Genomic DNA, 24857 nt, shown 5'->3' on the forward strand with positions numbered 1-24857 from the left:
GCAATTTTTATAACAATCTAATGGATGGGTAAGAAGATGTATAAAAGGAATATGCTAACATCAGAATGGGATCTATGAAAAGTGTTTCATACGGATGGCGGCGAAGGTGTGCAACAGAATTCCGGTTCCTGCCAGGATGAACGCTACCACAGCCATCTTCCAGCCGATCCAGGGCAACTGTTCAGCGAATCCGATCCACCCTGAATCCGGAATTTGACGCAGAAAGGCGGGTACAGCGGCGTCAGAGGTGAGAATGTACTGGGATATCGGCTTCCAGAGAATCAGGGTAACCCAGCCCGCCAAAAACCCGTGGATGACCCGGGCGACAAAATAGGGCGTATACCGGATATCCGTTTTACTGAGCAGGCTGGCTACTTGGGCGTGAACGGAGAAGCCGCTCCAAGCGGTGATCGCACCGACAATGGCGATCTTGTATGCCATCTCAACCGTGGGAGGGGCTTGGGAGGCGATTTGGGCTCCCAGCGTAATTTCAAACATACCTGAAATAACGGAGGAGGCCAGTTCCGCAGGGAATTGGATCCAGTGGAACAGTCCGCTGATCATGGTCGCCAAAAGACCGGTAATCCCCACTTCTCCCAATACGTCGATGATGACAGAGAACATGATGATAAAGCCCCCGACCAGCATCAGGCTGTTAAGCGAAGAGGTGATGGCATCTCCCATCAGCTGTCCCAGGCTGCGCCCGTCTTCCAAACGGGCTTTGTGCATCGCTTTGAGCGCCCTCCACAGGAAAAAGCCGCTTTCCTTTTCAGGCGGGGGGGTTACAGGGCCGGCCGGTTCGTGAAACCGCATCAAAAGACCCAAGAGAAAGCTGGATACATAATGGGCGATCGCGATCGCCACGCCCAGACCGACATCGTGAAAGAAACCGACAGCGACCGCTCCAAACATGAACAAAGGGTCGGCGGTATTCGTAAACGAAACCAAGCGTTCCCCCTCTGTTCGAGAAATCAGTTTTTGTTCCCGCAGCCGGGCGGTTAACTTGGCCCCGATGGGATATCCGGAGGCCAACCCCATCGCCATGACGAAGCCGCCTGCCCCCGGAACGCGAAACAGAGGGCGCATCAACGGTTCGAGCAGGACCCCGAGAAAGTGAACGACGCCGAAACCCATCAGGATTTCCGAGGCGATAAAAAAGGGCAGGAGAGCGGGAAAGACGACATCCCACCAAACTTTCAACCCTTTCAGGGAAGAATTGAAGGCCTGTTCCGGGTACAAAATCATGGATAAGACGAGAAACAACGCGACGATGCCGAAGCCGACGGAGCGAAGCTGGCTGTGGAGGACTGTGTTTGTTTGCCGCATCGAGATCCTCCCGTTCTTCATGGGTGGTTTTGATAACATGTCTACGCCGCAAGCACAAAAAATAGACCGCCTGTCTCTTTGTTCCTGTAACGGAGAATGGGGCGGGACGGATCTCGGAGAGGGGGAAGAGAAGTGGCCAGACCGAAGGTGGGGTTGGCTTTAGGCTCCGGGGGAGCCCGCGGGATGGCTCACATCGGGGTCATCAAGGTGCTGGAGCGAGCGGGAATCCCGGTGGACTTGATTGCGGGCAGCAGTATCGGCAGCTTCGTCGGCGTCCTTTATGCCGGCGGTTCGGACTTGGAAATGATCGAGCAGTTGGCGACCCATCTCAAGCGCAAGCATTGGTTGGATGTAACCGTACCCCGGCGCGGATTTATGACAGGGGAAAAGGTGAAGGAGTTAGTCCGTCTGTTGACCCGGGGAAAAAACCTGGAAGAGTTGAGCGTACCGACTGCGGTGGTGGCGACGGATCTGGTGAAAGGGGAGCGTGTCGTCTTTCGGACAGGGCCGATCGATACGGCGGTAAGGGCGAGCGTATCCATCCCGGGTATTTTCGAACCGGTTCAATGGGAGGGACGGACCCTGGTCGACGGGGGTGTGATCGATCGGATTCCCATCACCGTATTGGAAGAGATGGGTGCCGATCTGATCGTGGCTGTTGATGTCGTCCCCCGCGCTCCCGCCGTCCGGGTGGAAAATATCTTTGATGTCATTACCCAGACTTTAAGTGTCATGGAAAGGGAATTACTGAATCAGAGGCTGTTGGCCGCCGATATCCTCATTCATCCGGACTTGGCGGATATCAGTGCAACGGCCTTCACCCGGGTTCAGGATTGCATTCGCCGGGGGGAAGAGGCGGCTCAACTCCAGGTAAAACGAATCGTCAACTTGATTGAGAGCCGGGGAGGTGTCAAAGGGAATGCGGATTCTATATAACCGGTATCGTCCTTGGGTGATCGTAACCCTGGTCGCCCTCATGGTTTTTGCGGTACTTTTCTTTGTCCCGGTTCCCTACTATATTGTCCAACCCGGTTCGGCGTTGGAAGTGAGGCCGATGATTCAGGTGGACCAGGCGAAAAGCGGGGAAAAAGGGGCCTTTATGATGACGACGGTTTCGATGAGAGAAGGGAATGTGCTGGGCTATCTGGCTTCCCAAATGAGCCCCTCCTTTGAACGGATCCCCAAAGGCGAAGTGTTGGGGAGAGGGGAAGATCCGGAAGAATATCAGCACCGGCAGGTGGAAATCATGGATCAGTCCCAGCAAAATGCGGTGATCGCCGCATTTCGAGAGATGGGGCGTCCGGTGCAGGAGAAGTTTTTAGGGGTTCAGGTTCTCCGTCTGCTGAAAAATATGCCCGCTCAAAACGTGTTACAGGAAGGGGATTTAATCTGGCGGGTAGATGGGGAACGGGTTCGGACAACCGAGGACCTGATCACCTATTTGAGTCATAAAAAGCCGGGAGATACCGTGGAAATGAGGGTGAAGAGAAAGGATCACCTCTTGAATGAGGAAGTGACATTGGCCTCCCTGGATCCTTCCGGGGGCGGAGAACGAGCCGGTGTTGGAATTGAGCCGATCACGTTGCGGAAAGTGAAAACCGACCCCGAGGTCCGTATCGACGCTAAGAAGATCGGCGGTCCCTCTGCAGGGTTGATGTTCACTTTGGAAATCATGAACCAGTTGGAAGAAGGGGATCTCACCCAAGGTCTTCGGGTGGCCGGAACGGGTACGATCACACCCGCGGGGGAAGTGGGCCAGATCGGAGGCGTTCATCATAAGGTGAGAGCGGCGGAAGCGGAAGGGGCGGATATCTTTTTCGTCCCTGCCGACGTCGATCCCCAGGATACCAATGAAAAGAGAGCACTGGCCACCGCCGAAAAGATCGGCACGGATATGAAGGTAGTTCCGGTTCGTACCCTGAGCGAAGCGATCGATTATCTGGAAGGGCGGGCGGTGAAGAAAAGAGCGTCATAACCGGGGGGCATTGACAGGGATGCTTCGGGTAGCATATAATTACTCTGTTTTCATAAGGGAGTAGTCGATATGCTGATTTCGTTGCGGGAGTTAAACCAAAATACCGGTCCGATCGAACGGGAAGCCTCGGTGGAGCTGAAAGGGCTGGAAAAGGAACACCCCGAACTGCTTCGAATCGAACCCCTGGAGGTGCATGTCACCGCCTGGAAAGATCGGGATCTGTTTCATGTTCAGGGAAAGCAGTCCACCACAGCTGAATTTCGCTGTTCCCGCTGCTTAACCTCCTTCGAGCAGAAGCTGACGATGGATTGGTACGAATTGTTCAGTGATGAAGAGCAACGGGCGCAAGCGGATTCCGAGGAAGAAAGGGATGAAGAGATTCACTTTGCTCCTCCGGATCAACCGCTTGATTTAACCCCGTATATACGAGAGGCGTTACTCCTGAGGCTCCCCTTTGCTCCTCTGTGTCGGGAGGATTGCCGAGGTTTGTGTCCGGAATGCGGAGTGGACCGCAATGTGGACACCTGTCAGTGCCGAACCGAGCGGATTGACCCTCGGTTGGCCAAACTGGAAGAGTTGTTGAAGCGGGATGAAGAATAAGCCCGCATCATTGGAAGTTGACAAGCCTGTCAAGGGGGTGAAAGCATGGCAGTACCTTTTCGGCGGACATCAAAAACGCGCAAGCGCAAGCGTCGGACCCATTATAAACTGACGGTTCCGGGGATGGTGCGTTGCCCGCAATGCGGCGAAATGAAACTGTCCCACCGCATTTGCAAGGAGTGCGGATATTACAAAGGATCCGAAGTTGTGGGTGACTAATGAAGAGAAGAATGGATCGTAAGCCGAGAACCAACAATGGATATTGTTGGTTCTTATTTTTTGTCTTCGATGGTTGTCATGGACCAGGTGAATCGGCTATACTGAATTAGTACTTGGTATTAGAATGTGGTATTAAAGGTGGTGACCGCTCCGCTGTGCGCTTGTCGAAAAAAGAACGGCAAAAAAAGCTGACATTGGCGCTGGAGGCTGAACCTTTTCTGACCGACGAGGAAATGGCTCGCCGGTACGGCGTCAGTATCCAGACGATCCGACTGGACCGGATGGAATTAGGGATTCCCGAGTTGCGGGGGCGGATCAAATACATGGCCGAAAAAAATTTCGACCATGTCCGTTCCCTTTATCCGGAAGAGGTGGTCGGTCAGGTGACTGAGCTGAAACTGGATCACAGCGGGATCTCTCTGTTGGAAATCCGGGAGGAACACGTTTTCGCCCGAAACCGGATCGCTCGGGGTCACCACCTCTTTGCACAAGCCAATTCCCTGGCGGTCGCCGTCGTCGATGCCGAGGTGGTTTTGACGGCGACGGCGAGTATCCGTTTTATACGGCCGGTTCGCTTGGGGGAAAGGTGCGTGGCGAAAGCGTATGTGACCAAGGAGACACACCACCGCACTCAAGTGGACGTCCAAACGACTGTTGAAGAAGAGATCGTGTTTCAAGGGGTCTTTGATGTTTACCGTTCGAAGGAGGACTCGTGATGCGTATCGCTTTGGATGCCATGGGCGGCGATCATGCCCCCGAAGCCGTCGCGGAAGGGGCCTTTCAGGCGGCGAGGGAGTGGCCCGATACGGAAATCGTCCTGTTAGGACCGGAAGGGACGATGAATCCCCTGTTGAAGGAGCGGGTTTTACCCAATTTCACCCTGCAGGGAGTGTCGGAATGGATTGAAGCCGGGGAAGAACCAGTCAAGGCGGTACGTCGCAAGAAAAATTCCTCCATCGTCGTCGGTTGTCGGATGGTCAGGGAGTGTCAGACCGACGCTTTTATCAGTGCGGGAAACACAGGAGCGCTGATGGCGGCGGGACTTTTCGGAACCGGCCGGTTAAAGGGAATCGATCGTCCGGCTCTATCCCCTGTTTTTCCCACGATGACTGGAAAAGGCATGCTGGTGTTGGATGTGGGGGCGAACCCGGAAGCGCGTCCGGAACATCTGGAACAGTACGCCCTGATGGGCAGTATTGTCGCAGAGAAGGTGCTGGGTTATGAAAACCCCCGTGTCGGTTTGCTCAATATCGGAACGGAGGAAGGGAAAGGGACGGCGTTGACAAAAGAGGCCTTCGGATTGATTGAGGGACTTCCCGTCCATTTCGTCGGAAACGTGGAGGCTCGGGATGCTTTATACGGTGTCTGCGATGTCTTGGTTTGCGATGGTTTCAGCGGGAACATCCTGTTGAAAAATACAGAAGGGGTGGCCAAGGCCATCTTCGATCGCCTCAAACAGGAGTTGACCCGGACGCCTTTTCATAAGTTGGCGGCGGCCGTGTTAAAATCGGGTTTGAAGCGTTTTGCCGCGGAGATCGACTACAAGGAGCACGGCGGAGCTCCCCTTCTGGGGTTGAAGGGGCCGGTGATCAAGGCCCACGGCTCATCGGATGCCCGGGCCGTCTACAACGCGGTACGGCAGGCGCGCCTGTTCGTGGAGCAGGGTGTCATATCTCAAATTTCGGAGCAACTTAAACGCGTGGAGAGGGGTTGAAGACGGATGGGATCGGTGGGCATCATCGGAACAGGGGCCTATTTGCCCGAACGAGTTTTAACCAATGCGGATTTAGAAAAAATGGTGGATACCAGCGATGAATGGATCGTGTCCCGTACAGGAATCCGGGAGCGCCGGATCGCTTCTGAGGATCAGGCCTCTTCCGATCTGGCGGTGGAAGCCGGCCGAAAAGCACTGAAGGCGGCGGGGATCACCGCCGATCAGCTGGATGTGATCATCGTATCGACTGTAACGCCGGATATGCCGTTTCCCGCGACGGCTTGTCTGGTTCAGGACCGGCTGGGAGCGGGCCAGGCGGCAACTTTTGACTTGTCTGCGGCTTGCACCGGTTTTATCTATGGTGTATCAACCGCATCCCAATTCATTGAGAACGGGGTGTACCGCTATGCCCTGGTGGTCGGTGTGGACTGTCTGTCCAAAATCACGGATTTCACGGATCGCAACACCTGTGTCCTCTTCGGCGACGGTGCCGGGGCGGCGGTGTTGGGTCCGGTGGAAGAGGGAAGCGGGTTTCTCTCTTTTGAATTGGGCGGCGACGGTTCCGGGGGTGATCTCCTGAAGCAGCCTGCGGGAGGATCCCGGATGCCGGCGACGGTGGAGACCGTGGAAAACCGGCTCCATTCTATCGCCATGAATGGGCGGGAAGTATTCAAATTCGCCGTCCGAGTCCTCGGTTCTTCGGCGGAGGAAGCGCTGAAAAAGGCGGGGTTGAGCAAGGAGGACGTCGATTACCTGGTTCCTCATCAGGCCAATGTCCGTATCATCGATACCGCGGTGAAACGGCTGGGGTTGTCCCAGGACAAAGTCGTCATCAATCTGGATCGATACGGAAATATGTCTTCCGCCTCTGTTCCGGTGGCCCTGGATGAGGCTGTTCGGGCTGGCCGGATTCGAAAAGGAGATATCGTGATCCTCGTCGGGTTCGGCGGAGGGATGACTTGGGGAGCCACGGTATTGCAATGGACGATCGACTCCGTGCAATGATGCGGTTGGAATACCGCTGTACATAGGAGGGACGATGTTGGGTAAAACAGCGTTTTTGTTCCCGGGACAAGGTTCCCAGAAGGTCGGGATGGGAAAAGCGGCTTTCGATCATAATGCATCGGCCCGGGAATATTTTGAACGGGCGGACGAGGCCCTGGGAACCTCTTTATCCCGGCTTTGCTTTGAGGGACCTGAGGAAGAGCTCCGCCTGACGGTCAACGCGCAACCGGCCCTTTTGACAACCAGTATCGCTCTTTTGTCTTTGTTTGGGGATAAGGGGGTTCAGCCGGATGTTGTCGCCGGCCACAGTTTGGGCGAGTACTCGGCTTTGGTTGCGGCGGGGTCTCTCTCCTTCGAGGATGCTGTCCGTACCGTACGGCAGCGGGGACTGTTGATGGAGGAAGCGGTTCCCGCCGGAGAAGGTGCGATGTCTGCTGTGATCGGCCTGGACCGGGAGTCTGTGGACCGAATCTGCGAAACCGTCCGTGCCGAAGAAGGCGTGGTACAGCCTGCCAATTACAATTGTCCGGGACAGCTGGTCCTATCCGGGGAGCGATCGGCGGTGGAAACCGCCGGACAGCGGGCGAAAGAAGCGGGGGCTCGGCGAGTGCGTCCCCTGCCCGTAAGCGGCCCTTTTCATTCCAGCTTGATGAAGCCGGCCGCCCGGCGGATGGAAGCGGTACTCGATGAAGCGGCCTTGAAGGATGCGTCGATACCGGTGGTTGCCAACACATCCGCCCGTCCGGTTACGGAGGCGGAAGTGATTCGGAGATCGCTGGTGAAACAGGTCGCTTCCCCGGTGCTGTGGGAAGACAGTATCCGTTGGATGTTGGATCAAGGCGTGGATACCTTTGTAGAAGTCGGCTCCGGCAATGTGCTGACGGGGCTGGTTCGTAAGATTCAACGGAGGGTGACTGCCGTCTCCGTGCAGGATGTGGATTCCTTTCATAAATATTTGGAAAAGATGGGTTTATAAGGAGGCATTCGGATGCTAACCGGTAAAATAGCTATGGTTACCGGCGGTTCCCGGGGGATTGGCCGGGCGGTTTGTCTCAGCCTGGCGGAAGCGGGGGCCGATGTTGCCGTCGTTTATGCCGGCAACCGGCAAGCCGCCGAAGAGACGGTATCCCGGATCCGCGAGTCCGGCCGTCAAGCCCTGGCGGTCCAGGCCGATGTGTCTGACGCCGGACAGGTGGATACCGCCGTCAAACAGGTGATTCAGCAATTCGGTCGCATCGATATCCTGGTCAATAACGCCGGGATCACCCGGGACAATTTGATCCTCCGGATGAAGGAGGAGGACTGGGACCGGGTTGTGAACACCAACTTGAAAGGGGTGTTCCTCTGTACCAAGGCGGTTACCCGTCCCATGATCAAGCAGCGTTCCGGACGAATCATCAATATCAGCTCCGTGGTCGGGGTTGTCGGCAACCCGGGTCAGGCCAATTATGTTGCGGCCAAGTCGGGTGTCATCGGTCTGACCAAGACGACAGCCAAAGAGTTGGCCAGTCGCGGAATCACTGTTAATGCCGTCGCTCCCGGGTTTATCGAGACAGATATGACTGCTGAACTGGGAGAAGAAGCCCGGGAAGGGATGAAGGGACAGATTCCTCTGGCCCGCCTGGGTTCACCGGAAGATGTGGCGGCGGCGGTCAAGTTTTTGGCTTCCGATGACGCCTCCTATATGACGGGACAAACCTTGAACGTTGACGGCGGCATGGTAACCTGAGTGGCGGCTTTACATCAGAGCCGCAACGGTATTACTCGATTTTTTAAAAGACATCTCGTATAATACGAGAGGGAGGTGAAGGAAATGGCAGATACGTTGAACCGAGTACAGCGCATTATCGTGGATCGTCTGGGGGTGGACGCCTCCGAGGTGACTCCGGAAGCGGCGGTCAAGGATGACTTGGGTGCCGATTCTCTGGATGTCATGGATCTCATCCTCGAATTGGAGGACGAGTTCTCCATGGAGATTTCCGATGAGCAGGCTGAAAAAATCAACACGGTAGGGGATATCGTGAATTATATCGAATCCCGTTCCTGAGAGGTGACCAAGTCCCGTTTTTGTGACGGGACTTTCTACCTCTTTTCCAAACGACGCAACCCTCCCATTTTGTTGGTAGAAAAGGCGGTGAATGAAAGTGGCGAAACGGGTAGTGATCACCGGTATGGGGGTCCTTTCACCGATCGGCAATGATATACCCACATTCTGGAACCATTTGATTCAGGGTCAATCCGGGGTCGGTCCCGTTACTCAGTTTGACGCCAGTGATTTTTCCACGAGAATTGCGGCGGAAGTGAAAGACTTCAATCCGCTTGATTATATGGAACGAAAAGAAGCGCGGAAGATGGACCGTTTTGTCCAATTCGGTGTGGTGGCTTCCCAGATGGCTCTGAAGGATGCGGGGCTGGACATCGAACGGGAAGATCCGGACCGGGTCGGCGTGTATATCGGTTCCGGCATCGGAGGGCTTAAAACCTGGGAAGAGCAGCACAAGATTTACCTGAAGCGGGGACCCAACCGGGTCAGCCCCTTCTTCATCCCGATGATGATCGCCAATATGGCGGCGGGGCAGGTTTCCATTTCCACTGGAGCCAAGGGGCCCAACAGTGCGGCGATCTCCGCCTGTGCGACCGGGACCCACTCCATCGGGGATGCCACCGAGATTCTCCGGCGGGGCGATGCCGATGCCATGATTGCCGGAGGAACCGAAGCCACGATTACCCCGATGGCTTTCGCCGGTTTCTGCGCCAATAAGGCGATGACCACCCGCAATGACGAACCGGAGAAAGCGAGCCGTCCCTTTGATAAAGAGCGTGACGGGTTTGTCATGGGGGAAGGGGCCGGTGTTCTCATCCTAGAAACGCTGGAACACGCTCAGGCTCGGGGAGCGAATATCATCGCCGAAGTGGCTGGATACGGCATGAGCGGCGATGCATATCACTTGACCAGCCCCTCTCCCGACGGCGAAGGTCCGGCCCGAGCGATGAAACGGGCGGTGGAGGACTCCGGCTTGGAACTCGAGCAAATCGGGTATATTAATGCCCATGGAACATCAACCCCGCTGAATGAAAAATATGAGACGATGGCGATCAAAAGCGCCTTTGGGGAACATGCCTACCGATTGGCCGTCAGTTCCACCAAATCGATGATGGGGCACCTGTTGGGCGCCTCCGGCGGGGTGGAAGCGATCGCCACGGCCCTCGCACTGAAAGAGGGGATCCTTCCGCCGACGATCAATTACGAACATCCGGATCCCGATTGTGATCTGGATTGCGTCCCCAACGAAGCGCGGCGGACATCGGTGCAGGCGGCTTTGTCCAATTCCTTCGGTTTCGGGGGCCATAATGCGACGATCGTGCTGAAGAAGTACGATGGCGCGGATTAAGCAGGTGGTGAGAAGGAGATGAACCTGACCGAATTAAGCCGGAAAATCGGTCTGGATCTCCGGGACGAAACCTTGTTCCAACAGGCGTTTACCCATACGTCTTATGCCCATGAGCGCAAAGGGGATCAGTCCCAGCTGGATAATGAAAGGCTGGAGTTCCTGGGGGATGCGGTTTTGGAACTGACGGTCTCGGAATACTTGTACGACCGTTTTCCCGATTTGAAGGAGGGTGACTTGACCCGGATGCGGGCACGGATCGTATGTGAGCCGTCACTGGCAGCTTTCGCCCGGGAGCTGGACTTTGGAAATTACGTGCGGTTGGGCAAAGGGGAGGAAATGACCGGCGGCCGGAATCGCCCCGCTCTATTGGCGGATGTGTTTGAGGCCTTTATCGGTGCCCTTTACTTGGAAAAGGGTGTGGAAGGGGTCAAGGCGTTTCTCCGTTCCTTTATCTTTCCACGCGTTGACGACCGGTGGCTGACATGGGCGACGGATGCCAAAAGCCAGCTTCAGGAGGCGATCCAGCGGGATCACCTGGGAGCATTGGACTACCAGATTGTCGATGTACAAGGGCCGGCCCATGACCGGCAGTTTGTCGCCGAAGTTTGGCTGGCCGATCGCAAGCTGGGGACAGGCACCGGCCGCTCCAAGAAGGAGGCGGAACAACGTGCCGCCGCTGAAGGACTCCAGCAACTCCAACAGTCGAAGAAATAATCCCCCGACCACCGGTTGCATAGAAAAGCAGGCCGGTGGTTTTGTATGAACACTCCGGGGGATTCGGAAAAGGCACCAGGACTGCTTCTCTTTTTACTGAAGATACACTGAGAGGAGTGTAACCGATGACCGACATCACCTTTGAAGACTTTGATAAAATCGAGATCCGTACCGGGAAAGTGGTGCGGGCGGAGGCTTTTCCCAAGGCGCGCAAACCGGCCTATAAACTGTGGATCGACTTCGGTGAGCTCGGGGTGAAAAAGAGCAGTGCCCAGATCACCCAGCTTTACGATCGGGAATCCCTGGAGGGGAAGCGGGTATTGGCAGTAACCAATTTTCCGCCTCGGCAGATCGCTGATTTTATATCGGAGGTCCTCGTTTTGGGGGTTGCCATGGACGGGGGGAGGTCGCCCTCATCCAAGCGGATCGGGAAGTTCCTCTTGGCAAGCGGGTTTTCTGAACGGACCGTTCCGGAAAAGAAAAAATGGGACACCGGCACCGATTCGCCATGAACCGGTGCTATTCTCGTGGTAAAATAATTGGTTGGGGCATAAAGAAAGGATCCATAATGAAGGGAGGGAGCGTTTTGTATCTGAAACGATTGGAAATGACCGGATTCAAATCTTTTGCCAACCGGACCGAGCTGGAGTTTGTCCCGGGTGTTACAGCCGTCGTCGGACCCAACGGGAGCGGAAAGAGCAATGTCACTGACGGCATTCGCTGGGTGCTCGGGGAACAGAGTGCCAAATCTCTGCGGGGTTCATCGATGCAGGATGTCATATTTTCCGGCAGTGATTCCAGGAAGCCGGTGGGTTACTGTGAAGTAGCCATCACCCTGGATAATACGGATCAGAAGCTGAACCTCGATTATTCCGATGTAACCGTCACCCGAAGGGTGTATCGTTCAGGAGACAGTGAATACTACATCAATAAGCAGTCTTGTCGTCTGAAGGATATTACCGAATTATTCATGGACACCGGGATCGGGAAAGAAGCTTACTCCATGATCGGACAAGGACGAATCGACGAAATTCTGAGCACCAAGTCGGAAGACCGTCGGGCCATTTTTGAAGAGGCGGCGGGAATCGTCAAATATAAATCCCGCAAGCGGGAAGCCGAGAGAAAGCTGGAGTCGACGGATCAAAATCTCGCCCGGATCGAGGACCTGGTCAGTGAATTGGAGGAGCAGGTTGCCCCTTTGGAGGAGCAGGCGGAAAAAGCCAAGAAATACAAAGAGCTGAAACAGGCTCTGTCCGAAGCCGAGATCGGTTTGTATGTACATAAGATTGAAACGCTGCACCAAAATTGGAAGGAGGCCAGTGAGCGATTAAAGCAGCTGACGGATGGGGATGGGAAGCTGTCGGAGGAAGGGAAGCGCTGGAAGGTCTTGTTGGAAGAACTTCGCTGGCAGCTCAGTCAAAAGGAAAAACAGGTGGAATCCCTGCAGGGCGAGCTTCTTCAAGTAAGTGAGGAGCTGGAAAAGGCGGAAGGGCAACGAGAAGTGCTGATGGAGAGGGCCCGGAACCGCGGCGAGACGCATAAGCAGACACTCGCCCGCCTGGAGCAGCTCCGAACAGAGAAGGGCCGTTTGGAACAGGAATGGAAAGCGCAGAAGGAACGCCTGAGTCGAAAGGAACAGGAATGGGAGAAGATTACCGCTCGCCTTGAGGAAGCGGAGGCGAAACTGGCCGCTGTGGGAGACAGCGGAACCGGCGACTTGGATGAGCTGAGAGCACGCTTGTCGGAATTGCTTCATGAAAAGACTCGTTTGCACAGTGAAAAGCAGTATCTGGAAGAGCAAAAAGGTCGCCAGGCGGAACAGAGAGAGTTGCTGGAGTCTCAGAGTGAAGAGGATCGGCGGACAGAGGAGGAGTTGAAGAAACGCAGGGATGATTTACAGGAGGAGATCCAGCAGGTGGAAGTGGATCTCGACCGTTGTACCGTCTCTTATCGGGAAGGGGCGGATAAAAAGAAAGAACTGGAAGACCAATTGAAACAGATGGACCAATCTCTGCGCCAAGCGGAACAGAAGCTGGACGGTCTCCGTTCCCGACGGGAGATTGTGAAGGATATGGAAGCGGATCATACCGGGTTTTTTCAAGGAGTAAAAGAAGTGTTAAAGGCCCGGGATCAGGGAACCTTGAAAGGAATTCATGGAGCGGTGGCCCAGTTGATCCGTGTCCCTCAGGAGTACGAGGCGGCGGTGGAAACGGCTTTAGGCGGAGCGATGCAGCACCTGGTGGTGGAAAATGAATCGGTCGGTCGTCGAGGGATTCGATTCCTCAAGGAACGGCACGCCGGGCGGGCCACTTTCCTGCCTCTGGACGTCATCCGGGGTCGCTTTGTCCCCTCCGCTGAGAAGGAGCTGTTGGAGTCGGCTCCCGGGTTTGTCGGTATCGCCGCGGATTTGGTGAAGACCGAATCGGCCTACCGCAGTGTTCTACAGAGCCTTCTGGGACATGTGATTGTGGCCCGGACGCTGAAAAACGCCAATGAAATCGCCCGGCGAATGGGTTATCGCTTTCGGATCGTCACTCTGGAGGGGGATGTTGTCAACCCCGGAGGGTCCATGTCCGGAGGGAGTCGCCGAAAGTCCAAGGTGAACTTGTTGGGCCGTTCCCGCCAGGTGGAAGAATTGGAACAGCAGATTGAGTCATCGCAAAGAGAATGGGAACAGGTGCAACACCGCCATGAAAAGTGCGTAACGGAGAAAAACCGGTTGGATACCGATTTGGAAAAGATTCGCCAAGAGGGGGAAACATTGCGCTTGCGCCAACAGGAGCTCAAGGGACATGAACGGGAGCTGGACCTGGAAAGGCGGACGCTGGAAGACCAACAAAAGAAAAATCGGGAAGCATGGGAGAAAGTGAAGCAAGAGGAGGCTCGCCTCGAACGGAGTTTTGAACAAGCTCGGAAGAGTCTGGAGGAGATGGATGCCGAACAGTCTCGGCTGGAACGCTTGATTCATTCCTCCCAGGAACGGGTTCAGCAGCATGCGTCGGAAAAAGATGAGGCGAACCGGGAGATCACGGATTGGAAGATCAGCGCCGCCCGTCTCCAGCAGGAGCGGGAATATTTGGCCGCTGACTGCGAACGGTTGGAACAAGAAAGCCAACGGGTTGACAGGCAGCTCGCAGAGGCTGAGGAACAGTTGGATCAGCTTCAGACTGGAGTCGCGGACAATGACGAGGAGGCCAAGCGTTTGGCTGACCAGGCGGAAGAGTACCGCCACCGGAAGGAGCGGGTGCAGGAATCGCTCAAAGCCGCCAAGGAGGAACGGGATTCGCTTCAAAGCGATCGCGTTGAGAAGGAAAAGAAAGCCCAAGAAGTTCAGCAACAGTTGAAAAAATTGCAGGAAGAGATGCACCAGCAGGAAGTTCGAGTCAACCGGCTGGATGTCGAATTAAACCACTTGCTCGAAAAGCTGGCAGAGGAGTACGAGATCAGCTATGAGCTGGCCAGGGATCGATATTCCCGGCCGGAAGATCCGAAGAAAGCGGAACGGGAAGTCAAATCCCTGCGGGGGAAAATCGCTGCCCTGGGTGAGGTTAACCTGGGAGCCATTGACGAATACGAACGTTTGAGCACGCGTTTTTCCTTCCTGCAAGGACAGCGGGACGATCTGATTGAAGCCAAAGAGTCGCTGTTCGAGGTCATTCATAATATCGAATCGGAGATGTCCCGCCGTTTTTCAGAGACTTTTGATGCGATCCGGACGGAGTTTTTGGATGTCTTTGTTCAAATGTTCGGAGGAGGTCGGGCCGATTTACGCCTGTCCGAACCGGATAATCTATTGCAGACAGGGATTGAGATCATCGCTCAGCCGCCGGGGAAAAAACCGCAAAACCTGGGTCTTCTCTCCGGAGGGGAAAGGGCTCTGTCCGCGATTGCTCTTCTCTTTGCTGTATTGAGGTATAAGCCCGTCCCCTTTTGTGTTTTGGATGAAGTGGATGCCGCTTTGGATGAAGCCAATCTGACCCGCTTCACCACATACCTGCGGGAGTTCTCGCAAAAGACGCAGTTTATCATTATTTCCCACCGAAAACGGACGATGGAAGGGGCGGATGTTCTTTACGGGATCACGATGGAGGAGGCCGGGGTGTCCAAGCTGGTCTCTGTCAAGCTGGATCAGTTTGAGGATGGCCAGGAAGTTGCGGTGGCCAAGGCTTAAGGAGGTTGAAGGATGAGTTTTTTTAAACGGCTGAAAGAGAGTGTTTCCAAAACGACGGAATCGGTGACACAGAAGTTTAAAGACGGATTGAGTAAGACCAGCTCTTCTCTGGTGGGTGCGATGGACAGTGTCTTTAGCCGCAATCGCATCGATGAGGAGCTGTTTGAGGAGCTGGAGGATGTACTGATCGGCGCGGATGTCGGCGTTCAGACGACGATGGAGATCGTCGACCGTCTGCGGAGCGAAGTGAAGCAGCGCAAAGTCAAAGACCCTGCCGATCTGCAGCCCCTTCTGTCGGAAATCCTGGTGGAAATGTTGCAGGGAGACGACAGGGACACGGCTATGAATCTGAAAGCAGACGGCCTGTCGATCATTCTCTTCGTCGGAGTAAACGGGGTGGGGAAAACCACCACCATCGGGAAGCTGGCTCACCAATACCGACAAGAAGGAAAACGAGTGATCCTGGCGGCAGGGGATACGTTCCGCGCCGGGGCGATTGAACAATTGGAAGTATGGGGGGAACGGGTCGGCGTCGATGTGATCCGGCATCAGGCGGGCTCCGATCCCGCCGCTGTCATCTACGACGGAATTCAGGCCGCCAAAGCCCGGGGGGCGGATATCCTCCTCTGTGACACGGCAGGCCGGTTGCACAGCAAGGTCAACCTGATGGAGGAGTTGAAAAAGGTATACCGCGTCATCCAGAGGGAAGTACCGGAGGCTCCCCACGAAACGTTACTCGTGCTGGACTCCACGACGGGTCAAAATGCTCTGCAACAGGCAAAATGGTTCAACGAAGCCACCCGGTTGTCGGGAATCGTCCTAACCAAGATGGATGGAACCGCCAAAGGGGGCATTGCTGTTGCCATCCGCCGGGAATTGTCCATCCCGGTCAAATGGATCGGATTGGGTGAGAAGCTGGACGACTTGCAACCCTTCGACGCGGAGCAATTCGTCCACGCCCTCTTTGTCCAGGCGATCGAGAAGGAAGAAGAGGCCTAAAAGGTTTGTGAAAAAGTCGGAAATATATCTTATCGATGTCCAAGCCCATCACAGGGAAAGGATTCTGTAGGATCGTAAAGCCTGCCTGACTCGGCGGGCTTTTTTCTACGTGATCAGGGGATTAGACAGCGACGTGGTTCCTGATGGTATATAATGGGCTTTAGTGAATCGATAGGGAGGATTTTCAATGAGCAGCCCTTTTTTACTGCAAATTCATGTGGGAATGCCTCGTTCCGTCGGAGTGGAACATGCGGTCCATCCGATGGAACGCCCTTGGCGGAGCGGTATTTTTAAACAGCCTGTTCAAGGCCCTGTCCGGCTAGGGAAAACGGGACTAGACGGCGATGGGCAAGCCGACTTGAAACATCACGGCGGTCCGGAAAAAGCGGTCCTGGTCTATGCCGACGCTCATTACCCTTTGTGGCGGAGGGAGTTGGGTTTTTCCGATTTTGACGGCGGGGCGTTCGGGGAAAATTTCATCGTTTCCGGAATGACGGAGAAGGATGTTTGCGTCGGAGATGTCTACCGTATCGGTGAAGCGGTGGTCCAGGTATCTCAACCTCGCCTTCCCTGCTGGAAACCTGCTCGTCGCTGGCGGGTGAAGGATTTGGCCCTGCAAATGCAGAACACAGGCCGGACGGGGTGGTACCTTCGCGTGATCGAGGAAGGAATGGTAGAGCCCGGTGATGCCATCCAACGGTTGGATCGGCCGTATCCTCAATGGACGATCGCCCGGTGCAATGATATTTTGCATCATCAAGAGAATGACCGCAGGGCCGCCGCCGATTTGGCCGCCTGCCACCTGCTGGCGGAAAACTGGGTGAAAGCCCTGTCCAAGCGAGCGGCCACCGGGGAAAATGGGGATTCCAAACCCCGGGTGATAGGGCCGAATGAGGAATGAGTCAGGCGCAGGCTGTTGGAGTCAAACCGAAATCCTTGACACCTGTATTTGTTTTCGGTATGATATTCACCTGTAAAGGGTAATTCCCTGACATGCGGATCGAGGTGGCTCCGATTGCTGGAGAAGACGACCCGGATCAACCTGCTCTACGATTTTTACGGGCCGCTCCTGACGGAGAGGCAGCGGACCATGTTGGAGCTCTACTACCACGAAGACTGGTCCCTTGGTGAGATCGCCGACTACTTTGGAATTTCTCGCCAGGCTGTCTTCGAAGGGATCAAGCGGGCCCGGAAAATCATGGAGGGTATGGAGCAGGAGCTCCGGCTGTTTGCGAAGCATGTCCGCAGGCGGGAAATCGTGGAACAGATCCGTACCGAGATGAAGGGTTCATCGGATCGGAAAGCGGTGGAATCCCTGCTGCAGGAACTTTTGGACCTGGATTGACGGATGCCCGAAGATCCTGGATAGGGGAGGCGGCACCATGGCATTTGAAGGATTGTCCGAACGGCTGCAATCGGCTCTCTCAAAACTGCGGGGCAAGGGAAAAGTGAGCGAATCCGACGTCAAAGCGGCGATGCGGGAAGTTCGCTTGGCCCTTTTGGAAGCCGACGTCAATTTTAAAGTGGTGAAGGACTTCGTCGCCCGGGTGAGCGAGCGGGCCGTCGGACAGGAAGTGATGAAAAGCCTGACTCCCGGCCAGCAAGTAATCAAAGTGGTTAACGAGGAACTGACCCAGTTGATGGGTGGACAGCAGAGCAAGCTGGACCTTTCCTCCAAACCTTCCGTGATCATGATGGTGGGTTTGCAGGGGGCGGGTAAGACGACCACCACCGGGAAATTGGCTCACCACCTGAAAAAGCAGAATAAACACCCTCTGCTGGTTGCCGGCGATGTTTATCGTCCCGCCGCCATCCGCCAGCTGGAGGTCCTGGGCGATCAGATCGGACTTCCGGTTTTCTCACTGGGAGATCAAGAGAACCCGGTTGAAATCGCTGAACGCGGGGTGGCCCAAGCGAAGGAAGAGGGAAATGATGTGGTCCTGATCGATACCGCCGGCCGCCTCCACGTTGATGAGACGATGATGGATGAATTAAAGGCCATCCGGGAAAAGGTCGAACCGGACGAGATTTTACTGGTCGTCGATGCCATGACCGGTCAGGATGCCGTCAATGTGGCGGAAAGCTTCCATCAAGAGATGGCTCTCACCGGAGTGGTTCTGACCAAGCTGGACGGGGATACCCGGGGCGGTGCCGCCCTTTCTGTCAAATCCGTGACGGATTGTCCGGTGAAATTCGCCGGAATGGGAGAAAAGGTGGATGCTCTGGAGCCGTTCCATCCGGAGCGGATGGCTTCCAGAATCCTGGGTATGGGTGACGTGCTCACCCTGATCGAAAAGGCTGAAGCTAATGTGGACGAGGAGAAGGCAAAGGATCTGGAACGGAAGATGCGCACCCAGCAGTTTACCTTCGATGATTTCCTCGAACAGATGGACCAGGTGCGCAATATGGGTCCCCTGGACGAACTTCTCGGAATGATGCCGGGAATGGGTCAGATGAAAGGGATGAAAAACCTGCAAGTCGACGAGAAGCAGTTGACCAAGGTGGAAGCGATCATCCGTTCCATGACCCGGGAGGAGAAGCAACATCCGGAAGTGATCAACGCCAGCCGCCGCAAGCGTATCGCCGCGGGCAGCGGTACCACGGTCCAGGACGTCAACCGGTTGATCAAGCAGTTTTCCGATATGAAAAAGATGATGAAACGATTCTCCTCGATGTCCAAGGGTAAGAAGAAAAAAGGATTCGGCGGCGGGTTTAAGTTCCCGTTTATGCAGTAAACCATTTGATCCTGTATAGGAGGTGAAAGAGTATGGCAGTCAAGATTCGTCTGAAGCGCATGGGTGCTAAGAAAGCCCCCTTCTACCGCGTTGTTGTAGCGGATTCCCGTTCTCCTCGGGACGGTCGGTTCATCGAAGAGATCGGAACTTACAATCCGCTGACAAAACCGGCCCAGGTGAATATCGATGAGGAAAAAGCGCTCAAGTGGCTGGCGACGGGTGCGCAACCTTCCGATACGGTGAAAAGCCTGTTTCGCAATGAAGGCTTGATGAAAAAGGTGCACGAAGCCAAAAACCAGAAGTGAGTTCCCTGTCTGACTTCTCAGGCGTAAAGGGGGAGTCCGGTTGAAGGATTTGATTGAAGTGATCGCCAAAGCCCTGGTGGATCATCCCGACCAGGTTCGTGTGCGGGAGCGGCAGGAGGAAGAAGCGATCGTGTTTGAACTCTCTGTCGCCACTGAAGACATGGGTAAGGTGATCGGAAAGCAGGGGCGGATTGCCAAAGCGCTTCGAACGGTGGTCGGCGCAGCCGCGGTGAAGGAACAAAAGCGCGTTTTGGTGGAAATCGTCTGACCGGATAACGGCTTCCCACAGCATGATCGAAGCAAAAGGAGGCCGGGTTATGCGTAAACCGGATTGGTTAACCGTCGGCCATATCGCCGGTACCCACGGCATCCGGGGCGGGGTCCGCGTCATTCCCCGAACCGACTTTCCGGAGGTCCGCTTTGCCCCGGAGTCTCAAGTGTTCCTGTCTCATCCCGATCATGAAGAAATGCTTTCCTTGACGGTGGAGGATGCCCGGCCTCATAAGAAAGGGCTCCTCGTCCGGTTTCAGGAATGGACCGATATCGATCAGGTGGAGCCTTATAAAGGCGGAACACTGGTGGTGGATCCGGCGGACCGGGTGGAACCGGAGGAAGAGGATGCCTTTTATCTTTATGAGATCATGGGATGCGAGGCGGTGACGACAGACGGTCGCACACTGGGGGTCGTCACCGATATTTTGCAACCCGGCGCCAACGACGTCTGGGTCGTAGAAAAGCCGGAGGGCGGAGAGCTTCTCATTCCTTTTATCGAGGATGTGGTGAAGGAAGTCGATGTCTCCGCCAAACGCGTCCGGATCCAATGGATGGAGGGGCTGGAGTGATCGAGGGGGTGCTGATGTGCGATTCGATGTATTGACATTGTTCCCGGAAATGTTTCACGGTTTTTTATCCTCCAGCATCATGAAGCGGGCGATCGAAAACCGCTTGGTGAGTGCTTCGGTGGTTGATTTCCGGGAATACAGCACCGATAAGCACCGTACGGTTGATGATACTCCCTACGGGGGCGGAGGCGGTATGGTGTTGAAACCGGAACCCTTGTTCCGCGCGGTGGAGGATCTCGCCAGAAACGAATCCGTCCGACCGCCGGTGCTGATGATGAGCCCTCAAGGCAGACCCTTTACGCAAAAAAAAGCGGAGGAGCTGAGCCGACACTCCCGCCTCATTTTGATGTGCGGTCATTATGAAGGGTATGATGAACGCATCCGGGAACACTTGGTGGATGAAGAGATTTCCATTGGCGATTACGTGCTCACCGGAGGCGAGTTGCCGGCGATGGTCGTGATGGATAGTGTCATCCGGTTGATTCCCGGTGTTTTGGGAAACCACGCGTCGGCAGAGGCGGATTCCTTTTCCACGGGCCTTTTGGAATATCCCCAATACACCCGTCCTGCCGATTTTCGCGGGTGGAAAGTGCCGGATGTTCTATTATCCGGACATCACGCCCAGATCGAACGTTGGCGCCGGCAAGAGGCGCTCAAACGGACGATGGAGCGGCGCCCCGACCTTCTGGATTCCGCCGACTTAACGGAGGAGGACCGGGCTCATCTTCGGACGCTGAACAGGGACGATGGCCCTTCTGAGGTCTGATTGTCTTCACTGAAGCCATGTGATAAAATATTTTTTGTGTTTGAGAACCCGATGATTGTGATGGACGAATAAATTATTTTATCGGGAAGGAGGGAAACCGATGAACCCGGTAGTACGTGAATTGGGCGAACAGCAGATGAAAAAGGATGTCCCCCGGTTTCGCGCCGGTGACACCCTGCGGGTGCACGTAAAGGTCGTCGAGGGACAGCGTGAACGGATTCAGGTCTTTGAAGGCGTGGTGATCCAACGCCGCGGAGGCGGGATCTCGGAAACGTTTACGGTTCGCAAAGTTTCCTACGGTGTCGGCGTGGAACGTACTTTCCCGCTGCATTCTCCCCGGATCGACAAGATCGAGGTGATGCGCCGCGGTAAAGTGCGTCGTGCCAAACTGTATTATCTCCGTCAGTTGCGCGGTAAGGCAGCCCGAATCAAAGAAATCCATTAACATATGGAAAAGAATGGCGCAGGATTCTCCTACCGTTGGTAAGGAGAGGAATGCGCCGATTTTTCTCTCTCCTATCGGTAAATCCTATGATATAATTGGCTTGTTGCCTCTCCGTGTTCTGAAATCTTCGTATTCTTGTTGGTGTGATCGCGATAGTCAGGAGGAGCTTCATGAGTGAGTTCACCCCCCGTTCCGCCAGGCACGGACGAAAGAAGCGGGGAGACAATGAAGCGTGGGAATGGATTCAGGCGCTTGCGATTGCTGTTGTATTAGCCTTGGTTATCCGTTACATGGTCTTTTCGCCTTTCAGCGTCTCCGGCCCATCGATGTTGTCCACCCTGCATAACGGCGATTTGGTGATCGTCAATAAGATGATCTACCTTTTTCGCGATCCGGAGCCCGGTGAAGTCATCGTTTTTCACGCTTCAAAAAACAAGGATTACATTAAACGCGTGATTGCGATGCCTGGCGATGTCGTGTCGGCGCAGAACAATATCGTTCGCGTCAACGGCGAGAGTATCGATGAATCATACATAGATGAAGGAAATCGAACGGCGGATTTCGGCCCGGTGGAGGTGCCCGAAAACCATGTGTTCGTTATGGGAGACAATCGGATGAACAGCAGCGACAGCCGCGAAATCGGGCCGATCTCCCTGGACAAGGTCGTCGGTCGGGCGGATATTATTTTTTGGCCGCCGGATGATTTTTCCTTCCTTTGGTAAAGCAGGTGAAGACGTGATGGCGATACAGTGGTTTCCCGGCCATATGGCCAAAGCCCGCCGCCAGGTGGAAGAACGATTGAAGCAGGTGGATCTGGCTTTCGAGCTGTTGGATGCCCGCCTGCCTTTATCCAGCCGCAATCCGTTGATCGATGAGTTGGTCGGGGGTAAGGCGCGAGTGATCTTGTTGACGAAAAGTGATCTGGCGGATCCGGAAGCGACTCGGCAGTGGAGTGAATCGTTTCGTTCAGCCGATGTAAAAGTACTTCCGATCGATACCTTGTCGGGGACCGGTGTCAAGCGAATTCCGTCCATCAGCCGGGATTTGATGAAGGATCGATTGGCCGCTCTTCGGGAAAAGGGAATCCGCCATCGACGCATCCGGGCAATGGTGCTGGGAGTTCCCAATGTCGGTAAATCTGCCCTGATTAATCGCTTGGCCGGTCGAGGCGCCGCCAAAACCGGGGATAAACCGGGTGTGACCCGTTCTCAGCAATGGATCAAAATGGGGAACGGGATGGAGTTGTTGGATACTCCGGGGATCTTGTGGCCCAAATTTGAAGACCCCGATGTGGGTCTGCGCCTGGCGGCCAGCGGTGCGATCCGGGAGGATATTCTGCCGGTGGACGAGGTGGCCCTGTATTTGCTCGGGTATTTGGCCGACCGATATAAGGAACGATTGAATGAGCGATACCGCCTCCAGGTGACGGAGGATCGGGATCCACTTTCCCTGCTGGAGGAAGTGGGCCGCCGAAGAGGCTGCATGAGGCGCGGCGGTGAAGTGGATCTGGAGAAGGCGGCGGATGTCGTGTTACGGGATTTTCGGTCCGGCCGCTTCGGGAGAATATCCCTGGAATTTCCCCGAGACTGGAGGAAGGAGGAGCCTGATGAGGGTGAAGGGAACGATCCGTGAGATTGAGGCACGGCTGTCCGCGGAGACAGAGATCACCGATGAATGGATACAGGAGCTTCTTCAAGATTCCCGGGCCGGTGTCAAAAAACTGGCCCGGTCTTATTTGAAAAAACGGGAACGGATCCGTAGAGAAGAGGAACGGGTTCAACGAATGTGGGATTTTGAACGTACATATCGAGAACAGGGATATCGCTGGGTCGCCGGGTTGGACGAGGCCGGGAGAGGCCCGTTGGCCGGTCCGGTAGTAGCGGCGGCGGTTATTTTCCCGGAAGATTTCGACGCTTCAGGGCTCAACGATTCCAAGCAACTGACCCCCGAGGAACGCTTGACGCTCCGGCGGCGCATCGAGGAAGGAGCTTTAGGGACCGGGGTGGGAATCGTAGACACCCGTTTCATCGATCAACACAATATTCTACAGGCCACCTATGAAGCGATGCGAAGGGCTGTCGCTCAATTAGACCCGTCACCGGATCTCCTTCTCTTGGATGCGGTTAAACTCCCGGGAGTGGACCTGCCCCAACACGCCATTGTCAAAGGGGACACCCTCAGCCATTCCATCGCCGCCGCTTCCATACTGGCCAAGACGATTCGTGATGAGTGGATGATTCAAGCGGCTGAACGGTATCCCGGTTACGGGTTTGAGCATCATATGGGTTATGGAACGCAGGAGCACTTGGAAGCATTGGAAAAACAGGGGCCATGTCCGCTTCACCGACGCAGTTTTTCCCCGGTCGGTGATCGTATTCCCGGGAAGGAAGGCGTCACGGGTTCATGATCCTCTGTTCGGCGAAACCGTTACGATTATGGTGAAAGGCGGGGAAGTCCGTGGATGGGAGAAGGAGAACGGGGAGAATCGGCGAGGAGTGGGCCCGTCGCCACCTGGTACGCAAGGGGTGGGAGATATGGGATACCAACTGGCGGACTCGACTGGGTGAACTGGATATTATCGCCCGGGACCGCGGCCAAATCGTCGTTGTGGAAGTTCGGAGCACCCGGGGAACCCGTTTCGGTTTGGGGTATCAGTCCGTCGATCCGAGGAAGCAGCGCCAGGTACGGAAGTTGGCTCTTCAATATTTACAAGCCCACCGTCTCCAAGGGCAACCCTTTCGGATCGATGTCGTTTCGGTTTTGTTGTCCCGGTCGGATCGACCGATCCAAATCGATCATTTGGAAGCCGCTTTTTAATACTGAAAGTAGATCCATGTCGCTTGGTTAAAATACGACGCCTATTTTTAAACCCGGTTATGGGATCATACAAAAGCCCTTTTTCCCGTCAACAAGGATAAAAGGGCTTTTGTATGATATGTAGCGTTAGACCGCCTCTAAATGGGAGTTCAGCAATTCTTGGTAGAGGTCATCGCCGCCGATATGGACACGGAAGGAGACTTGGTCCTTGCCGTGGAGTTGCCACTGGTAAAGTTGCTGGAAAACGAGATAAATGCATTTTCTTACTTCCACCTGCGGATACAGTTTCAGATCGATGAATTGGCTGTATAGGTCTTGACGCTCGACGCGGTGGGTGGATACTTTCATCGCTTCAAAAGTGTTTTCCAGTCCGGTCAGGAGGAATGACAACCACTCCGGTTGGGATTCCCTCCCTTGCCCGTCCAGAAAGTGAATGGTAAAGCCCATCATGGGATAACGGTGAATGTCCGCTTCGGAGTAGGCGGTTTCCTCCTGGTTTTTGGAATCGTACAGAAAGAATTCGATGTGGATTTTATGGGGGCTTTTCTGCTCCGGTGTCGGCTTTTTCAATCGTTGCTGCAGTCGGAAGGCCAGTTCCTCGTTTTCCCGTTTCAGCTGTTCCATTTCTTTGTATAATTCCTGATGGCCCTTGAAACGTACTGGCGCCCCCTCCCAATCGAAAAAGCGTTTCAGTTTTGAGAACATCCGAACTTCCCCCTTACGGACCTACTAACAACAAGTATACTAAATCCCCGGTTCCAGAAAAAGAGATTCTCCCGTCCTCCAGAATGTACTTCCCGGAGGTGTCCGGAGGAAAACCCATAATTAAAGA

Annotated in this window: 29 protein-coding genes; 27 read left to right on the forward strand and 2 right to left on the reverse strand. The window is 55.0% G+C overall.

The genetic code is table 11. From position 1 onward, the window contains the following. Nucleotides 1-72 precede the first annotated feature (72 nt). A complete protein-coding gene (gene spoVV, locus CHM34_RS16215) occupies nucleotides 73-1326 on the reverse strand; it encodes a dipicolinic acid transporter SpoVV (RefSeq protein ID WP_094265661.1) in 1254 nt (417 codons plus the stop codon). A 96-nt stretch (nucleotides 1327-1422) separates the two neighbouring features. Between spoVV and CHM34_RS16220 the strand changes: the two genes are divergently transcribed. From CHM34_RS16220 to CHM34_RS16350, 27 genes are all read left to right on the forward strand, one after another. Then, nucleotides 1423-2262, forward strand: a complete 840-nt coding sequence (locus CHM34_RS16220) for a patatin-like phospholipase family protein (RefSeq protein ID WP_094265662.1) — start codon at nucleotides 1423-1425, stop codon at nucleotides 2260-2262. Next, on the forward strand, nucleotides 2246-3301 hold the full coding sequence (locus CHM34_RS16225; RefSeq protein ID WP_094265663.1) for a SepM family pheromone-processing serine protease: 1056 nt from the start codon (nucleotides 2246-2248) through the stop codon (nucleotides 3299-3301). Before CHM34_RS16220 ends, CHM34_RS16225 begins: the two co-directional genes overlap by 17 nt. A 69-nt stretch (nucleotides 3302-3370) precedes the next feature. After that, on the forward strand, nucleotides 3371-3901 hold the full coding sequence (locus CHM34_RS16230; RefSeq protein ID WP_094265664.1) for a YceD family protein: 531 nt from the start codon (nucleotides 3371-3373) through the stop codon (nucleotides 3899-3901). A 45-nt stretch (nucleotides 3902-3946) separates the two neighbouring features. Continuing rightward, nucleotides 3947-4120 (forward strand): 50S ribosomal protein L32, encoded by a 174-nt coding sequence (gene rpmF, locus CHM34_RS16235; RefSeq protein ID WP_094265665.1) that lies wholly within the window; start codon nucleotides 3947-3949, stop codon nucleotides 4118-4120. A gap of 155 nt (nucleotides 4121-4275) precedes the next feature. Beyond that, nucleotides 4276-4836 carry a transcription factor FapR gene (fapR, locus tag CHM34_RS16240; protein ID WP_094265666.1) on the forward strand — a complete coding sequence of 187 codons (561 nt, stop codon included), beginning with the start codon at nucleotides 4276-4278 and terminating at the stop codon, nucleotides 4834-4836. After that, a complete protein-coding gene (gene plsX / locus CHM34_RS16245) occupies nucleotides 4836-5834 on the forward strand; it encodes a phosphate acyltransferase PlsX (protein WP_094265667.1) in 999 nt (332 codons plus the stop codon). Before fapR ends, plsX begins: the two co-directional genes overlap by 1 nt. A gap of 6 nt (nucleotides 5835-5840) precedes the next feature. Then, entirely contained in the window at nucleotides 5841-6839 is a 999-nt protein-coding gene (locus CHM34_RS16250) for a beta-ketoacyl-ACP synthase III (protein WP_094265668.1), read from the forward strand. A 37-nt stretch (nucleotides 6840-6876) separates the two neighbouring features. Then, entirely contained in the window at nucleotides 6877-7815 is a 939-nt protein-coding gene (gene fabD / locus CHM34_RS16255; RefSeq protein WP_094265669.1) for an ACP S-malonyltransferase, read from the forward strand. A 12-nt stretch (nucleotides 7816-7827) separates the two neighbouring features. After that, nucleotides 7828-8568: a 3-oxoacyl-[acyl-carrier-protein] reductase gene (fabG, locus tag CHM34_RS16260; RefSeq protein WP_094265670.1), complete on the forward strand. Its 741-nt coding sequence runs from the start codon at nucleotides 7828-7830 to the stop codon at nucleotides 8566-8568. An 84-nt stretch (nucleotides 8569-8652) separates the two neighbouring features. After that, entirely contained in the window at nucleotides 8653-8886 is a 234-nt protein-coding gene (locus CHM34_RS16265) for an acyl carrier protein (protein ID WP_094265671.1), read from the forward strand. A 97-nt stretch (nucleotides 8887-8983) separates the two neighbouring features. Beyond that, nucleotides 8984-10231: a beta-ketoacyl-ACP synthase II gene (gene fabF / locus CHM34_RS16270; protein WP_094265710.1), complete on the forward strand. Its 1248-nt coding sequence runs from the start codon at nucleotides 8984-8986 to the stop codon at nucleotides 10229-10231. An 18-nt stretch (nucleotides 10232-10249) separates the two neighbouring features. After that, nucleotides 10250-10945, forward strand: a complete 696-nt coding sequence (gene rnc, locus CHM34_RS16275; RefSeq protein ID WP_094265672.1) for a ribonuclease III — start codon at nucleotides 10250-10252, stop codon at nucleotides 10943-10945. Between the two features lie 125 nt (nucleotides 10946-11070). Beyond that, entirely contained in the window at nucleotides 11071-11457 is a 387-nt protein-coding gene (locus CHM34_RS16280; RefSeq protein WP_206093826.1) for a tRNA-binding protein, read from the forward strand. Between the two features lie 74 nt (nucleotides 11458-11531). Next, nucleotides 11532-15116: a chromosome segregation protein SMC gene (gene smc / locus CHM34_RS16285; protein WP_094265711.1), complete on the forward strand. Its 3585-nt coding sequence runs from the start codon at nucleotides 11532-11534 to the stop codon at nucleotides 15114-15116. Between the two features lie 12 nt (nucleotides 15117-15128). After that, nucleotides 15129-16115, forward strand: a complete 987-nt coding sequence (gene ftsY / locus CHM34_RS16290) for a signal recognition particle-docking protein FtsY (protein WP_094265673.1) — start codon at nucleotides 15129-15131, stop codon at nucleotides 16113-16115. A 187-nt stretch (nucleotides 16116-16302) separates the two neighbouring features. After that, nucleotides 16303-17016, forward strand: coding sequence for an MOSC domain-containing protein (locus CHM34_RS16295; protein ID WP_094265674.1), 714 nt, complete (start codon nucleotides 16303-16305; stop codon nucleotides 17014-17016). 114 nt (nucleotides 17017-17130) lie between these two features. Continuing rightward, nucleotides 17131-17460, forward strand: coding sequence for a YlxM family DNA-binding protein (gene ylxM, locus CHM34_RS16300; protein WP_094265675.1), 330 nt, complete (start codon nucleotides 17131-17133; stop codon nucleotides 17458-17460). Between the two features lie 37 nt (nucleotides 17461-17497). After that, nucleotides 17498-18850: a signal recognition particle protein gene (ffh, locus tag CHM34_RS16305; protein WP_094265676.1), complete on the forward strand. Its 1353-nt coding sequence runs from the start codon at nucleotides 17498-17500 to the stop codon at nucleotides 18848-18850. Nucleotides 18851-18882: 32 nt separating this feature from the next. Next, nucleotides 18883-19155, forward strand: a complete 273-nt coding sequence (rpsP, locus tag CHM34_RS16310) for a 30S ribosomal protein S16 (RefSeq protein WP_094265677.1) — start codon at nucleotides 18883-18885, stop codon at nucleotides 19153-19155. A 40-nt stretch (nucleotides 19156-19195) separates the two neighbouring features. Further along, on the forward strand, nucleotides 19196-19423 hold the full coding sequence (locus CHM34_RS16315) for a KH domain-containing protein (RefSeq protein ID WP_094265678.1): 228 nt from the start codon (nucleotides 19196-19198) through the stop codon (nucleotides 19421-19423). A 49-nt stretch (nucleotides 19424-19472) separates the two neighbouring features. Beyond that, complete coding sequence (rimM, locus tag CHM34_RS16320) at nucleotides 19473-19997, forward strand: ribosome maturation factor RimM (protein WP_094265679.1); 525 nt, start codon at nucleotides 19473-19475, stop codon at nucleotides 19995-19997. Nucleotides 19998-20013: 16 nt separating this feature from the next. Then, on the forward strand, nucleotides 20014-20763 hold the full coding sequence (trmD, locus tag CHM34_RS16325) for a tRNA (guanosine(37)-N1)-methyltransferase TrmD (protein WP_094265680.1): 750 nt from the start codon (nucleotides 20014-20016) through the stop codon (nucleotides 20761-20763). 100 nt (nucleotides 20764-20863) lie between these two features. Then, on the forward strand, nucleotides 20864-21208 hold the full coding sequence (gene rplS, locus CHM34_RS16330; protein WP_094265681.1) for a 50S ribosomal protein L19: 345 nt from the start codon (nucleotides 20864-20866) through the stop codon (nucleotides 21206-21208). Nucleotides 21209-21378: 170 nt separating this feature from the next. Next, nucleotides 21379-21930 (forward strand): signal peptidase I, encoded by a 552-nt coding sequence (gene lepB / locus CHM34_RS16335; RefSeq protein WP_094265682.1) that lies wholly within the window; start codon nucleotides 21379-21381, stop codon nucleotides 21928-21930. A 16-nt stretch (nucleotides 21931-21946) separates the two neighbouring features. Beyond that, nucleotides 21947-22840, forward strand: coding sequence for a ribosome biogenesis GTPase YlqF (gene ylqF, locus CHM34_RS16340; RefSeq protein ID WP_094265712.1), 894 nt, complete (start codon nucleotides 21947-21949; stop codon nucleotides 22838-22840). Next, nucleotides 22815-23615, forward strand: coding sequence for a ribonuclease HII (rnhB, locus tag CHM34_RS16345; protein ID WP_094265683.1), 801 nt, complete (start codon nucleotides 22815-22817; stop codon nucleotides 23613-23615). Before ylqF ends, rnhB begins: the two co-directional genes overlap by 26 nt. A gap of 50 nt (nucleotides 23616-23665) precedes the next feature. After that, entirely contained in the window at nucleotides 23666-24025 is a 360-nt protein-coding gene (locus CHM34_RS16350; protein ID WP_094265684.1) for a YraN family protein, read from the forward strand. Between the two features lie 126 nt (nucleotides 24026-24151). On the opposite strand, the gene CHM34_RS16355 is transcribed toward CHM34_RS16350, so the two are convergent. Further along, nucleotides 24152-24730: a hypothetical protein gene (locus tag CHM34_RS16355; protein WP_094265685.1), complete on the reverse strand. Its 579-nt coding sequence runs from the start codon at nucleotides 24728-24730 to the stop codon at nucleotides 24152-24154. Nucleotides 24731-24857 lie beyond the last annotated feature (127 nt).

Origin of the sequence: Paludifilum halophilum (genome assembly GCF_002245355.1) — a bacterium.
Taxonomy (GTDB): domain Bacteria; phylum Bacillota; class Bacilli; order Thermoactinomycetales; family DSM-45169; genus Paludifilum; species Paludifilum halophilum.

Excerpts from the sequence above, each read along its gene's own strand:
- spoVV (WP_094265661.1), bottom strand. The coding sequence starts at position 1,326 with ATGCGGCAAACAAACACAGTCCTCCACAGCCAGCTTCGCTCCGTCGGC.
- CHM34_RS16220 (WP_094265662.1), top strand. The coding sequence starts at position 1,423 with ATGGGGCGGGACGGATCTCGGAGAGGGGGAAGAGAAGTGGCCAGACCG.
- CHM34_RS16225 (WP_094265663.1), top strand. The coding sequence starts at position 2,246 with ATGCGGATTCTATATAACCGGTATCGTCCTTGGGTGATCGTAACCCTG.
- CHM34_RS16230 (WP_094265664.1), top strand. The coding sequence starts at position 3,371 with ATGCTGATTTCGTTGCGGGAGTTAAACCAAAATACCGGTCCGATCGAA.
- rpmF (WP_094265665.1), top strand. The coding sequence starts at position 3,947 with ATGGCAGTACCTTTTCGGCGGACATCAAAAACGCGCAAGCGCAAGCGT.
- plsX (WP_094265667.1), top strand. The coding sequence starts at position 4,836 with ATGCGTATCGCTTTGGATGCCATGGGCGGCGATCATGCCCCCGAAGCC.
- CHM34_RS16250 (WP_094265668.1), top strand. The coding sequence starts at position 5,841 with ATGGGATCGGTGGGCATCATCGGAACAGGGGCCTATTTGCCCGAACGA.
- fabG (WP_094265670.1), top strand. The coding sequence starts at position 7,828 with ATGCTAACCGGTAAAATAGCTATGGTTACCGGCGGTTCCCGGGGGATT.
- CHM34_RS16265 (WP_094265671.1), top strand. The coding sequence starts at position 8,653 with ATGGCAGATACGTTGAACCGAGTACAGCGCATTATCGTGGATCGTCTG.
- rnc (WP_094265672.1), top strand. The coding sequence starts at position 10,250 with ATGAACCTGACCGAATTAAGCCGGAAAATCGGTCTGGATCTCCGGGAC.
- CHM34_RS16280 (WP_206093826.1), top strand. The coding sequence starts at position 11,071 with ATGACCGACATCACCTTTGAAGACTTTGATAAAATCGAGATCCGTACC.
- ftsY (WP_094265673.1), top strand. The coding sequence starts at position 15,129 with ATGAGTTTTTTTAAACGGCTGAAAGAGAGTGTTTCCAAAACGACGGAA.
- CHM34_RS16295 (WP_094265674.1), top strand. The coding sequence starts at position 16,303 with ATGAGCAGCCCTTTTTTACTGCAAATTCATGTGGGAATGCCTCGTTCC.
- ffh (WP_094265676.1), top strand. The coding sequence starts at position 17,498 with ATGGCATTTGAAGGATTGTCCGAACGGCTGCAATCGGCTCTCTCAAAA.
- rpsP (WP_094265677.1), top strand. The coding sequence starts at position 18,883 with ATGGCAGTCAAGATTCGTCTGAAGCGCATGGGTGCTAAGAAAGCCCCC.
- rimM (WP_094265679.1), top strand. The coding sequence starts at position 19,473 with ATGCGTAAACCGGATTGGTTAACCGTCGGCCATATCGCCGGTACCCAC.
- rplS (WP_094265681.1), top strand. The coding sequence starts at position 20,864 with ATGAACCCGGTAGTACGTGAATTGGGCGAACAGCAGATGAAAAAGGAT.
- lepB (WP_094265682.1), top strand. The coding sequence starts at position 21,379 with ATGAGTGAGTTCACCCCCCGTTCCGCCAGGCACGGACGAAAGAAGCGG.
- ylqF (WP_094265712.1), top strand. The coding sequence starts at position 21,947 with ATGGCGATACAGTGGTTTCCCGGCCATATGGCCAAAGCCCGCCGCCAG.
- rnhB (WP_094265683.1), top strand. The coding sequence starts at position 22,815 with ATGAGGGTGAAGGGAACGATCCGTGAGATTGAGGCACGGCTGTCCGCG.
- CHM34_RS16355 (WP_094265685.1), bottom strand. The coding sequence starts at position 24,730 with ATGTTCTCAAAACTGAAACGCTTTTTCGATTGGGAGGGGGCGCCAGTA.